This window comes from Mesorhizobium sp. AA22, from assembly GCF_001672375.2.
GTDB classification, from domain to species: Bacteria; Pseudomonadota; Alphaproteobacteria; order Rhizobiales; family Rhizobiaceae; genus Mesorhizobium; species Mesorhizobium wenxiniae.
This window is the reverse complement of the sequence record NZ_CP048406.1, coordinates 3732453-3745815: the sequence shown is the minus strand read 5'-3', so window position 1 is coordinate 3745815 and position 13363 is coordinate 3732453. Positions and strand designations below refer to the sequence as shown.

At 62.3% G+C, this 13363-nt stretch carries 9 protein-coding genes and 1 pseudogene; 3 read left to right on the top strand and 7 right to left on the bottom strand.

The window, feature by feature from the left end; translation table 11 throughout:
• Positions 1-52 precede the first annotated feature (52 nt).
• Positions 53-790, top strand: coding sequence for a transcriptional repressor LexA (lexA, locus tag A9K68_RS18070; RefSeq protein ID WP_065009592.1), 738 nt, complete (start codon positions 53-55; stop codon positions 788-790).
• On the opposite strand, the pseudogene A9K68_RS18065 reads toward lexA, so the two are convergent.
• Positions 784-3239 (bottom strand): annotated as a pseudogene (locus A9K68_RS18065) (ComEC/Rec2 family competence protein). The gene lexA and the pseudogene A9K68_RS18065 overlap by 7 nt on opposite strands.
• A gap of 102 nt (positions 3240-3341) precedes the next feature.
• On the opposite strand from A9K68_RS18065, the gene gltX reads away from it, so the two are divergent.
• A complete protein-coding gene (gene gltX / locus A9K68_RS18060) occupies positions 3342-4766 on the top strand; it encodes a glutamate--tRNA ligase (RefSeq protein WP_065009591.1) in 1425 nt (474 codons plus the stop codon).
• 182 nt (positions 4767-4948) lie between these two features.
• Positions 4949-6277 carry a citrate synthase gene (gltA, locus tag A9K68_RS18055; protein ID WP_065009590.1) on the top strand — a complete coding sequence of 443 codons (1329 nt, stop codon included), beginning with the start codon at positions 4949-4951 and terminating at the stop codon, positions 6275-6277.
• A gap of 78 nt (positions 6278-6355) precedes the next feature.
• On the opposite strand, the gene lpxB is transcribed toward gltA, so the two are convergent.
• The 6 genes from lpxB to bamA all read right to left on the bottom strand — a co-directional run bounded on the left by lpxB (position 6356) and on the right by bamA (position 13301).
• Positions 6356-7522 carry a lipid-A-disaccharide synthase gene (gene lpxB, locus A9K68_RS18050; protein WP_065009589.1) on the bottom strand — a complete coding sequence of 389 codons (1167 nt, stop codon included), beginning with the start codon at positions 7520-7522 and terminating at the stop codon, positions 6356-6358.
• The gene (gene lpxI / locus A9K68_RS18045; protein ID WP_065009588.1) at positions 7512-8414 is read right to left on the bottom strand and encodes a UDP-2,3-diacylglucosamine diphosphatase LpxI; all 903 of its coding nucleotides are present in this window, start codon (positions 8412-8414) and stop codon (positions 7512-7514) included. The genes lpxB and lpxI overlap by 11 nt, the downstream gene beginning before the upstream one ends.
• Positions 8401-9234: an acyl-ACP--UDP-N-acetylglucosamine O-acyltransferase gene (gene lpxA, locus A9K68_RS18040; protein WP_065009648.1), complete on the bottom strand. Its 834-nt coding sequence runs from the start codon at positions 9232-9234 to the stop codon at positions 8401-8403. The genes lpxI and lpxA overlap by 14 nt, the downstream gene beginning before the upstream one ends.
• Before the next feature lie 13 nt (positions 9235-9247).
• Positions 9248-9706: a 3-hydroxyacyl-ACP dehydratase FabZ gene (gene fabZ, locus A9K68_RS18035; protein ID WP_065009587.1), complete on the bottom strand. Its 459-nt coding sequence runs from the start codon at positions 9704-9706 to the stop codon at positions 9248-9250.
• Between the two features lies 1 nt (position 9707).
• Entirely contained in the window at positions 9708-10766 is a 1059-nt protein-coding gene (gene lpxD / locus A9K68_RS18030; protein WP_065009586.1) for a UDP-3-O-(3-hydroxymyristoyl)glucosamine N-acyltransferase, read from the bottom strand.
• Between the two features lie 180 nt (positions 10767-10946).
• On the bottom strand, positions 10947-13301 hold the full coding sequence (gene bamA / locus A9K68_RS18025; protein WP_065009585.1) for an outer membrane protein assembly factor BamA: 2355 nt from the start codon (positions 13299-13301) through the stop codon (positions 10947-10949).
• Positions 13302-13363: the final 62 nt, after the last annotated feature.

Here is a 13363-nt window from a genome sequence, read left to right as displayed (position 1 = left end):
AACAGATAGTGTTTGTTCTGGTTTTGTTTTTCTGATTCTGTTGGGGGTCGCGATGCTGACACGCAAACAACATGAACTGCTGATGTTCATCCACGAGCGGCTGAAGGAAAGCGGCATTCCGCCCTCGTTCGACGAGATGAAGGAAGCGCTCGACCTCGCCTCGAAGTCGGGAATCCATCGGCTGATCACGGCGCTGGAGGAGCGCGGTTTCATTCGCCGCCTGCCCAACCGGGCCCGCGCGCTGGAGGTGCTGCGCCTGCCCGATTCGATCGCGCCCGGCCTCAATGCGGCGCGCAAATTCTCGCCAAGCGTCATTCAGGGCAGCCTTGGGCAGGGCAGCCTCGGACGACAGATCAAACCGGCGCCTTCGCGCCTGCCCGCGGCCGGCAATGACGACGACGTCGTTGCCACCATCTCCATACCGGTGATGGGCCGCATCGCTGCCGGTGTGCCGATCGACGCCATCCAGCACCAGACGCATTCGATCTCGGTACCACCGGACATGATCACCGGCGGCACGCACTACGCACTGGAGGTCAAGGGTGATTCGATGATCGAGGCCGGCATTTTCGACGGCGACACGGTCATCATCCGCAACGCCGACACCGCCCAGCCTGGCGAGATCATCGTTGCCTTGGTCGACGAGGAGGAAGCGACGCTGAAGCGGTTCCGCCGCAAGGGCGCCTCGATTGCACTGGAAGCCGCCAATCCGGCCTATGAGACGCGCATCTTCGGGCCGGACCGGGTCAAGGTGCAAGGCAAGCTCGTCGGACTGATCCGGCGTTACTGAGCGGCAGGCTTCTTGGGTTTCTCGGCCCTGCGGTATGGCGGCAAGCCCCTCGCCTCGCGCGAAAATCTCCGCTGCTCGTGCCAGGGCCTATATGGCTGTCTGACGGCAAAACGGATTTCTGCGCGCGTCGTCGCTGATAGCGGATCGAAGAAGACGGCGGCACTGCCCATGCGAGCGAGCTGCCGTTTGGTGACGACGAGAACCAGCGGATTGCGGCAGGGATTATAATAGGCTGTGGCATCGTCGATGACGATCAAATCCGCAAGGCACAGGCTGGCCGTGCGGTTTTGCGGTCGTCGGCGAGTGCGATGATCGCGCCGGACGGGTGCCGGGCGAGGCACAGGCCGGCAGTGCAGTAGAAGGGCGCTCCAGGCGGCAGGTCGGCCGGGTCGGCGATGTCGAACCGCACGTCTCCTTTTTCGAATGTCTCCGGCTCGACAATGGTCGCTGAAACCAGCGCATGTTTCCAGTTGTCGGTGGTGAATTCGTTCGAACGCACCCGGTTGACGGCAAGTTCGCCGCCGCCGATCGGCAGCGCCACCAGATGCGCATCTTCCGAAATCAGCACATCGGGGGCGCGCGTGTCGGAAATCGTCAGCAGGCCGGCGAGCGCAAAGGGAAGTGCCGCAAGCCGCAACCATGTCGTCGCCATCGTAGCGATGACCAGGGCGACCGTCACCAGCAGAACCGACTGCAACGAGATCAGCCCGACTGCATCGACCGGCGACCGCTCGGAAATCCATCCCGATATTGCGATCATGGCCGTCAGTCCCTTGCCCATCATGTAGAGGAAAGGTCCGTCGAAGCCGAAAGGCATTGCCAGAGCGCTGAGGACGGCCAGGAACATGACGACCGTGACGATTGGCATGACCGCCAGATTGGCGAACAGGCTAAGCGGCGATACGCGCTGGAAGTGCCAGATGGCGAAGAGCGCAGTGGCGCTGCCGGCAATGATGGAGGTCATTGCGATGGTACCTGTCCCAGCTGCGAGTTTTCGCGTGACGAAAGCGACCGGCGACCGTCGCTGTGGCGGCGCCGTGGCCCTGTCGGCACGATAGTCGGACCAGCCGGCATAGGCGCCCACGAGAGCAGCAGTCGCGGCGAAGGACATCTGGAAGCTTGGGCCGACCACCTCGTGCGGCGCCACGACGATGACGGCGATGGCAGAAATCGTCAGATTGCGCATGGTAAGTGCCGCTCGGTCGAACAGCACGGCGACAAGCATTACCGCCAGCATGATGAAGCTGCGTTCAGCCGCGACCACGATACCGGAAAAAATGAGATAGGCAGCGATGGAAAGGAGTGCGGCAGCAGCCGCATATTTCTTGACCGGCCGGCGTGACGAAAAATCGGGAAACAGCGCAAAGGCGCCGCGCAGCAATCCCATAATCGTGCCGGCGACAAGCGCCATGTGCAGGCCGGAAATCGAGATGATGTGGTAGATGCCGGTGCGCCGCATCGATTCGTTTATCTCTTCGGGAATGCCGGCACGCACGCCGATGATCAGTGCGGCGGCAATCTCCCCCTCGGCGCCACCAATGCTGTCCCTGATATGGTCGGCAATGTTTTCGCGCGCCTTTTCGATCGAGGAAGAAAGGCGCGCGGCGAACGGCACATCCTCGGAAACGACGATCTTCGGATCGCCGAGGAAAAAGCCACTGGCACCGATACCGGCGAAATAGCTGTCAAAGGAGAAGTCATAACTGTCCGGCCTAACTGGGCCAGTCGGAGGCAAAAGCCGCACATAACCGGTTGCCACCGAGCCTGCAGTCATCTCAGCGGGAATTTTGCGTGCCGAAACCCTGACACGTCCCGGTGCATAACGCAGTGTCGGCCGGGCGGTCGACATCACGTCGATGGTCAGCCTGATCCGGCCGTTCGCCATCTGATCGAGCCTAACGACACGGCCGGTGAGCTGGGTCTGGATTTCCGAACCGAGCATCTGCGTTCCCGCGCGCCAGGTTTCAACCTTGGCGGCGAGAACACCGAGTGCGCACAGCAACGCTGCCATGAAGCACAGATGCGTCTTGCGCCATGAGCGGGTGACAGCCGCACACAATGCCGTGAGGACCACGACGGCAATGGGCTGCGGAAAGTCCGGTTCGACAGTAAGCGAAAAATAGACGATCACCCCGCACGCCAGAAAAACCGGCACCAGCAGGAAGGCGACGCCGCGGTCGAGTTCCAGGCCGGCTGCCGAGGCCACGCTGTTGCGGATACCGGATGGTGAAAGATGGCTGAGCTGTCGGCGGAAACGAATGACGGGCCCCGGTTGTGGAGCCGGTATTGGCGCGGAGCGGTCCGGCGAAAGAGGCTGGGCAACCGGGTGCGATGCAGGCAGCAAAGCGGGTAGCGGCTCGGCATGAGGAACGTCGGCAAACAGCGATCGTTCGCTGACGCTTGCGATCGCGCCCTCGCTCTCGTCCACGCCCCGGCCTGGTCCAGCCATCGGGTCTGCCCCTTGCGCCCTTGACCTCCTATGCTACATGAACGCGCGACGCGCGAAAGTCCGTGCAACCACATCCGTTTCCTGCGCTTGCCTGAGAGTTCCATGTCCGACAAGGTCGTCACCCGTTTTGCCCCCTCGCCCACCGGCTTCCTGCATATTGGCGGGGCGCGCACGGCGCTGTTCAACTGGCTCTATGCGAAACACACTAGCGGCAAGATGCTGCTGCGCATCGAGGACACCGATCGCGAGCGTTCGACCGATGCGGCAACCGCTGCCATTCTCGATGGGCTCGCCTGGCTCGGCCTCACCTGGGATGGCGAGCCGGTATCGCAGCTCGAGCGCGCGCCGCGCCACCGCGCGGTCGCCGAGGAGCTGGTGCGGCTCGGCAAAGCCTATTACTGCTATGCGACGCCGGCCGAGCTGGAGGCGATGCGCGAGAGCGCGCGTGCCAAGGGGCTGCCTCCTCGCTATGACGGCCGCTGGCGCAACCGCGACCCGTCGGAGGCGCCGGCCGGCGCCAAGGGCGCGATCCGCATCAAGGCGCCGGCCGGCGGCGAGACGGTGGTGCATGACCGCGTGCAGGGCGAAGTCCGCTTCCCCAACAAGGATCTCGACGATTTCATCATCCTGCGCTCGGACGGCAATCCGACCTATATGCATGCCGTCGTCGTCGACGACCATGACATGGGCATCACCCACATCATCCGCGGCGACGACCATCTGACCAATGCCGCCCGCCAGATGGTGATCTATCGAGCCATGGACTGGGACGTGCCGTCGATGTCGCATATCCCGCTGATCCATGGCGCCGACGGCGCCAAGCTGTCCAAGCGGCACGGTGCGCTAGGCGTCGAAGCCTATCGTGCCATGGGCTACCTGCCTGAGGCACTGCTCAACTACCTGGCGCGCCTTGGCTGGAGCCACGGCGACGACGAGGTCATGTCGATCGCCGCCATGATTGCCTGGTTCGACATCGGCGACGTCAACAAGGGGGCCGCCCGCTTCGACTTCGCCAAGCTCGAGGCGCTGAACGGCGTGCATATGCGCCGCATGAACGACGCCGAATTGCTCGATATCTTCATCGCCACTTTGCCCTATCTGGAAGGCGGCCCGGCGATCGCAGCGCGCCTCGACGACACGCGCAAGGCGCAGTTGCTCGCCGCCCTGCCCGGCTTAAAGGAGCGAGCCAAGACACTGGTCGAGCTGGCCGACGGTGCCGCCTTCCTGTTTGCCGAGCGGCCGCTGCGGATCGACGAGAAGGCGGCGGCGCTGCTCGGCGGTGATGCGCGCGAGATCCTGCGGGGTGCTCATGCGGCGCTGAAGGCGATTTCAGGCGACTGGACGGCCCAAGCAGCGGAGGCTGCGATCCGGGAATATGCGGTGGCCGGCGGCCATAAGCTCGGCGCTGTGGCCCAACCCTTGCGCGCCGCGCTCACCGGCAAAAGCACCTCGCCGGGCGTGTTCGACGTGCTTGCCGTACTTGGCCGCGAGGAAAGCCTGGCGCGCGTCGCGGATCAAATCGATTAGCAAAACTGGCCCAAGAAGATTGGCATTGAAAGGTGGGTTTCGCAGTGCAACATTAGATCTTGGCCCAATTTGGCACGCAAATCCAATTGCGGGCGCAAACGCGCGAACTCCGGTGCTTTCGACGTGTTGCGTTGCAGATATTTCGCCTTTGCCGGCACTGAGAAAACCTAAAGGAGTTTGCAATGTCCGAAGCTGCGACAAAAATGGAATTTGGCGGCAAAACCCACGCGTCGACTGCGAAACTTGAATTCGGCGGCAAAACTCACGAGCTCAAGGTGCGAAGCGGCTCGGTCGGACCGGACGTCATCGATATCGGCTCGCTTTACAGCACCACCGGGGCGTTCACTTATGATCCCGGCTTCACTTCGACGGCAAGCTGCGAGTCGGAAATCACCTTCATCGATGGCGATGCCGGCATCCTTTTGCATCGCGGCTATCCGATCGACCAGTTGGCCGAGCATGGCGACTTCCTCGAAGTCTGCTACCTCTTGCTCTACGGCGAATTGCCGACCAAGGCGCAGAAGGACGATTTCGACTACCGGGTGACGCGCCACACCATGGTGCACGAGCAGATGTCGCGCTTCTTCACCGGCTTTCGCCGCGACGCGCACCCGATGGCGGTGATGTGCGGCGTGGTCGGCGCGCTGTCAGCCTTCTATCACGATTCCACCGACATCTCGGACCCCTACCAGCGCATGGTCGCGTCGATGCGGCTGATCGCCAAGATGCCGACGATCGCGGCGATGGCTTATAAGTACCACATCGGCCAGCCCTTCATTTACCCGAAGAACGAGCTGAATTTCGCGGCCAACTTCCTACATATGTGCTTTGCCGTGCCGTGTGAGGAATACAAGATCAATCCGGTGCTGGCGCGTGCGATGGAGCGCATCTTCATCCTGCATGCCGATCACGAGCAGAACGCCTCGACCTCGACCGTTCGCCTCGCCGGCTCGTCGGGCGCCAACCCGTTTGCCTGCATCGCCGCCGGCATCGCCTGCCTGTGGGGACCGGCTCATGGCGGCGCCAACGAGGCGGCCTTGAACATGCTGGGCGAGATCGGCCATGTCGACCACATCCCGGAATTCATCGCCCGCGCCAAGGACAAGAACGATCCGTTCCGGTTGATGGGCTTTGGCCACCGCGTCTACAAGAACTACGATCCGCGCGCCAAGATCATGCAGAAGACCGCACATGAGGTTTTGGGCGAACTCGGCATCAAGGATGATCCGCTGCTCGACATCGCCATGGAACTGGAAAAGATCGCGCTGACCGACTCCTATTTCATCGAGAAGAAGCTTTATCCGAACGTCGATTTCTATTCCGGCATCACGCTGAAGGCGCTGGGCTTCCCCACCACCATGTTCACCGTGCTGTTCGCGGTCGCCCGTACCGTCGGCTGGATCGCGCAGTGGAAAGAGATGATCGAGGATCCGCACCAGAAGATCGGTCGCCCGCGCCAGCTCTATACAGGTGCGCCGGAACGCGACTACGTGCCGATTGCTAAACGGTGAATAGAAGAAGTGAGTAGTGATTAGTAAATAGGAATTCTAGACGCCGAGCGGTGCTCTGCTATCTTCACTACTCACTACTCACCCTTTGATGTATTTCATCACGACCCCCGCAGCGATATCGCCGGAAGGTTCATCAACGGCCATGCGTCTGGCCACCTCGGCAAAACCGTCCTTCTGCCATGCGCGATAGGGGGTGTCGGAAAAAAGCGCCTCCAACTGCCGCGCCAGATAGTGCGGCCGCACATATTCGTTGTAGCTTTCCGGCACGATCGGGCGATCGGCGATGAGATTGGGCAAGGCGGCGCTCCATACGGTGATCAGGCGCTGGGCAATCCGCATGACCGGATCGAGCCGGTAGCAGGAGATCATCGGCACGCCCGACAGCGCCAGTTCCAGCGACACCGTTCCCGATGCGATCAGCGCTGCATCGGCCTTGCCGAAGGCCTGCCATTTGCGTTCGGTATCAAGGATGATCTCCGGCTTCTCGTCCCAGCTTGCCACCGAAGCCCTGACTAGGTCGGCGACATGCGGCACCGTCGGCAACAGCAGGCGCAAGCGGTGTCCGCGTGCGCGTAGGATCGAGATCGTCTTGCCGAACGGGCCAACCAGCCGTCGCACCTCACCGCGACGCGAGCCGGGCAGCACAAGCAGTGTCTTCACACGATCCTCGGACAGGTCGCGCGGCAGGCTTTGCGCCTTGGCAGCGCCGAGCACGCCCGGATCGTGCATAAGGCGATGGCCGACATAGGTGCCGGGCGGGCCGCCGAGGCGGGCGAGCTCCTTCACCTCGAAAGGCAGGATGCAGAGGATATGATCGACATACGGTTTCATCGCTTCCGCCCTGCCCGGCCGCCACGCCCAGACGCTCGGGCAGACATAGTGGATGATCGGGATTGCCGTATCCGCGGCACGCACCTTCTTCGCCACGCGCAGCGAAAAATCTGGGCTGTCGATGGTGATGAGGCAGTCGGGCTTTTCACCGGCGACCGCGTCGGCCGTCTGGCTGATCCGTCGCATCAGGCGCGGCAGGTCGCGCAGGATGGCGCTCAGGCCCATCAGCGCGATCTCCCCGCCGTCGAAGAGCGGCGTGAGGCCGAGCGCCTGCAAATGCCGGCCGCCGATGCCGACGAGCCGGACCTCGCGGCCAGTCGCGCGCTTGAGCGACGCTACGATGTCGGCGCCAAGCAGGTCGCCGGATTCCTCGCCGGCGACGATGGCGATCTTCAGCGGTTTCTTAGTCGCCATGCATCGGCTCCGCAGCAGGCAGGCCGATCACGAATAGGCCGAGCGCATTGGCGCGGGCAACGACGGTAGGGCCTTCCAGAACCAGCGAGCGGCCGGCTTCGATGGCAATGCCGGCAAGTCCGGCGGCATGCGCCGCCTCGACCGTCTGCGGGCCGATGGAGGGCAGGTCGGCGCGCAACTCCTGGCCGGGCTTGGCGCATTTGACCAGGACGCCGCGCGTTCTGCCGGCCAGCCTGCCATGGTCGCGCAACTGCCTTGTTCGATCGAGCAATCCGTCAGTGCCCTCGACGCCCTCCAGCGCGATGGCGCGGCCGCCGATCGCAACAGCCGCCTGGCCGATATCCAGCGCGCCGATGGCCTTTGCCGCCGTATGCGCCGCTTCGATGTCGCGCCAATCGGATTTCCGCGGCATAGCCTTGGTCAGCGCGCCTTCGGCAGCGACCAATTCCGGCACGATCTCATGGGCGCCGACAACGTTGATGCCGCTGCGCTCGATCCTCCGCACGAACAGTTTCAGCACCGTGTCGTCGCCTTGGGTTACACCGATAAGAAGGCTGGGCACCCAGGCGAGCAGGCCGAGATTGAGGCGCATGGCGCTCAGCCGGGGACGGCGCGTGATATGGCCCGCTGTCACCAAATGGGTAACATGATGATTTTTGAGCGTCGGCAGCAGTGAGCCGACATCCTCCAGCCTCAACGTCGCCTGCTCGTAGGCGTCGAAATCGGATATGCGGTCGACCTCGCCCGCCACGATTACCACGAAGGGAGACTTACCTTGCCCACCAAGCGCCCTGGCGACTTCGACCGGCAGACTGCCGCCGCCGGCAATGATGCCGACCTTGGAGTCTGGCGCGAGATCAAGGCCCGTCCGAGTGGCCTCAATCTTCGTCATCTGCATCGTCGCCGTCGCCAGCCTTGAGCGACGGGACGGCATAATGCCGCTTGCCGCGACTGGCGATGAAATCGATGATTTTCATGGCGGTCGGTGACGAGGCGAATTCCGCCTTGGCGAACTCGACGTTTTCGCCGACGGTTCGGGAGCGATCGAAGATCGTCCTGTAGGCCTTGCGCAGCGTATGGATCTCGGAGCGCGGCAGGCCCGCGCGCTTCAGGCCGATGATGTTGAGGCCGCGAAGGCTGGCGCGATTGCCGACGGCGATGGCGTAGGGAATGACATCCCCGACGATTGCCGAGCAACCGCCGAGAAAGGCGTTGTCGCCGACGCGGACAAACTGATGAACAGCGGTGAGGCCACCGATATAGACGTTGTCGCCGATCTCGCAATGGCCGCCCAGCGTCGCCTGATTGGCGAAGGTGGCATTCTTGCCGACGATGCAGTCATGGGCGATGTGGGCGTAGGCAAGGAAGTTGCCGTTGTCGCCAATCGTCGTCTCGCCGCGGCTGGAATCGGTGCCGAGGTGCATGGTCACGCCTTCGCGGATCGTGCAGTTCTCGCCGATGACCAGCGTGGTGCGGCCGCCCTTGTGCTTGGTGTTCTGCGGCGGCGCGCCCAGTGTCGCCATCGGATACACTTTGGTCGACGCACCGATGATGGTCGCGCCCATCACCGAGACGTGGCTGACCAGTTCGACGCGGTCGCCGATCACCGCGTCGGCGCTGATGTGGCAGAATGGCCCGACGCGGACGCCTTCGCCGATTTTTGCGCCGGCCTCGATGACCGACGATGGATGGATGACTGTCTGGATTTTCATAAGCATTCGATCGTCAGTCGCTCGTAACCATCATCGCCGAGATCTCGGCTTCGGCGGCCTTGACGCCGTCGACCAGAGCCTCGCAGGCGAATTTGAGAAGGTTGCCACGTTTCTTGATTTTCTTCACATGGATCTTCAACTGGTCGCCGGGAACGACCGGTTTACGGAATTTGGCATTGTCGATGGTCAGGAAATAGACCAGCGACGGTTTTTCGGTGCCATGGCTGCGGATGCAGATGGCGCCGGCCGTCTGCGCCATCGCCTCGACGATCAGCACGCCCGGCATGACCGGCTGATCCGGGAAATGACCCTGGAAATGCGGCTCGTTTATGGTCACGTTCTTGATGCCTATAGCGGACTCGTCGCCATCGATGTCGATGATGCGGTCGATCATCAGGAACGGATAGCGATGCGGCAGGAGCTTCATCAACCCCAATATGTCGACCGCCTCGAGCGTCGTCGCCGCCACCATCTCAGTTCTTCCCTCCGTCGCCGGATTTGCGCGCCCTGGCCAGTCTTCGCAGAGCCGCGATCTCCCGCATGGCTTCCGCCATGGGCTGCGCTGGGTACCCACCCCAAATCTCGCCCGCAGGGACGTTGCTCATGAACCCGCTTCTTGCAGCAAGCTTGGCTCCTGTTCCTATGGTCAGGTGATCTGCAAGGCCGACACCGCCACCCATGGTGACGTTGTCGCCCACCGTTACGGAACCGGAAATACCCGAAAGGCCGGCGATTATGCAGTTGCGGCCGATACGGACGTTGTGAGCGATCTGCACCAGATTGTCGATCTTGGTGCCTTGACCGATGATCGTGTCGGACATGGCGCCACGATCGACCGTGGTGTTCGAGCCGATCTCGACGTCATCCTGGATAATGACCCGGCCGATTTGCGGGACGCGCTCCGGGCCCTTGGCGCCGGCCACGAAGCCAAAACCGTCCTGGCCGATGCGGGCGCCGCCATGAATGATGACGCGGTTGCCGATAAGCGCGTACTGGATGCTGGCGCCTGGACCGACATAGCCGTCGCGGCCGAACTGGCAGGAGGGACCGATGACGGCATGAGGAGCGATAACGGTTCCGCTGCCGATAGATGCGCGGGGGCCGATGATCGCGCCGGCCTCGACGATCGCGCCGGCCTCGACATGCGCCGATGAATCGACATGGGCATGCGGCGAGATACCGGTTTCGCCGGTCATCGGCGCCGGTGTCGCAGCCGCCGGAAAAAGAAGGCGTCCGACCATCGCGAAAGCCTGTTGCGGGCGTGGATGGACCAAAACCGCGATGCCCGCCGGCGCTTTGCCGGCAAATTCGGCGGGACAGAGAACCGCCGCTGCCCGCAGCGATTGCATCAGCGCGAAGTTGCGCCTGCCATCGACGAAGACAAGAGCGTGCTCGCCGCCTTCGCTTGCCGGCGCCAAGGCTTCGATCGATATATCGGAGAGGTCGGAATCAACAAGCACCGAGCCGGTCAGATTCGCGACTTCGCCAGCCGTATACCGGCGTGATGGCGCGAAGAACACCGGATCGGTCATTCCAGAAGCTATATCCAGCTAGCGCATGACCCCGAAAATCGGAATCGATTTTCGGAAACGATCATGCGCAAAATCAAAGTTCTACAGCGTCCTTTGCGCGTCCAAGAGGACGCGCGGCGCTGTAGTGTCGGATCACTCTCTTCCGGACGCCAACGGCCCGGAAGCATCGTTGCCCGCCGATCAGAAGCGGGTCGATATACCGAAGTTGAATTCCTGTACCTCGTCGGTGTCCTCCTTGAGGACCGGAATCGCATAGTCGATGCGGATCGGGCCAAAGGGCGACGCCCACATAAGACCGACGCCGACAGAGGCGCGCCACTGCATGTCGACCGTCGACTGATCGACCAGTGCAGTCTCGATCTGGCTGCCATAGAGCGTCGCCGCATCGGCGAACACCGCGCCGCGCAGGCCGAAGCTTTCCGGAATGACCGGCATCGGGAACTGGGCTTCCGCAGAGGCATTGAAATAGGTGGTGCCACCGAGATGGTCGTCGCTGGGTGCTGGGGCCGCCGGACCGATGCCGCCATAGGCGAAGCCGCGGATCATGCGGTCGCTGCTCTGGAAATGATCGAAGATGCGCAGGTCGTCGTTGCCGAAGCCCTGGATATGGCCGGCCCCGCCCGAAATCACCCCCACCAGATCAAGCTGCTCCGACAATGTCTGATAGACGCTGCCGCGCGCGGTCACCTTGACGAATTTGGCGTCGCCGCCGAGACCGGCGAATTCCGTGGTGACGTTGGCGAAGATGCCTTCATGCGGGTTCTTCATGTCGTCGATGGTGTTGTAGACCAGGGCGAGACTGACCGACGACTTGAGCCATGGGCTTTCCTCAATGCCGTTTAGGACAGCCTGAGAGATGTCGCAGCCAGCCAGTGGATCGCAGTCATCGTCGAGCTTATACTTTTCCTGCGAGATATTGTACGCCAGCTGCGTCGAGATGTTGTCGGTGATCGGCAGGCCGAAGCGCACTGTCGCGCCTAGCGTCTCGCTCTTATAGTCGTCGTATTCCCTGGTCCGGTTGAAGATATCGAAACCGGCGGCAATGCGCCGCCCGAGGAAATAGGGCTCGGTGAAGGAGAAGCTGTAGTCGCGCGAATTCTTGCCGCCGCCCGCCGATAGTTTGATGAACTGGCCGCGTCCGAGGAAGTTGCGCTCGGTGATCGATCCCTCGACGGACGGGCCTGACGTGTCGCCGCCTGTCGAATAGCCAGCGCCAATCGAGAACTCGCCGGTCGATTTTTCGACCACGTCGACCACGAGCACCACCTGGTCTGGCTCAGAGCCGGGAACGGTGGAAACTTCGACTTTTTCAAAATAATCGAGCGCTTCCAGCCGCTTCTTCGCGCGCTGGATGAGAACCTGGTTGAAGGCATCGCCCTCACTCACGTCAAATTCGCGGCGGATGACATAGTCGCGTGTCCGGTCGTTGCCGCGAATGTCGATGCGCTCGACATAGGCCTTGGTACCCTGGTCGATCGTATAGACCACTGAAATGGTGTGGTTCTCGAAATTGCGGTCGCCGCGCGGCGTCACCTGGGCGAAGGGATAGCCGGAACCGGCGACCCTCTCGGTCAACGCAATGATGGTGTCTTCGACGTTCTCAGCGTTGTAGACGTCGCCCTTGTGGGTTTCGACCGCCGACTGCAGCGATGCAGCGTCGACCTCGGGAATCGTGCTCTCGACGCTGACGTCGCCGAAGGTGTAGCGGTCGCCCTCCTGCACGGTGATGGTCACCGTGTACTTGTTGGTGGTTTCGTCGAGTTCGCCGACCGCGGAAATCACCTGGAAGTCCGCATATCCGTGATTGTAATAAAAACGGCGCAGCAGCTCCTCGTCGGCGCGCAGCTTATCTTCGTCATAGACGTCGTCGCGCAGCACGAACGAAAGGATGGTCGAGCGCTTGGTGGAGATGACGTCGGACAGGCGACGGCTCGAATAGGCACTGTTGCCGACGAAATTGATCGCGGCGATCTGCGTGCGGCCGCCTTCGTTGATGTTGAAGACCACGTTCACGCGGTTGTCGCCAAGATCCATGATCTGGGTGGTCACGGCGGCGTCGTCGCGGCCGATACGCCTGTAGGCAGCCTTGACCGCCTCGACGTCGGCATCGAGCGCCTGCTGCGAGAACGTTCCACGCGGCTTCAACTGGACCGCCGTCGCAAGGGCGTTGTCCTTGAGTTTTTTGTTGCCCTGGAACAGCACCTGGTTCACGACCTGATATTCGGAAACCTTGATGACCAGCGACGAACCGACCTGGTTGATCTGGACGTCCGAGAACAGCCCGGTGCCGAACAGCGCCTTGACCGCATCGTCGATATCGGAACTGGAAAAGGGCTTGCCGGGCTTGATCGTGACGTAGTTGCGGATCGTGTCGGCGTCGACACGCTGATTGCCGCTGACTTCAACTCTTGAAACAACAGCGGCCTCGGCCGCCGATGTGGCAACGAACTGCACTGTGAGCGCACCTGGTACGACCAGGGCGGCGGACAGGGCCACCGCGGACGCGGCGCTCAGAAACTTGGATGCTGCCTTCATCGGGCTTTTGTACCTTTTCTCGAAGTCCCCACGGCGAGAAAACCGGACGTGCGGTAATTTCC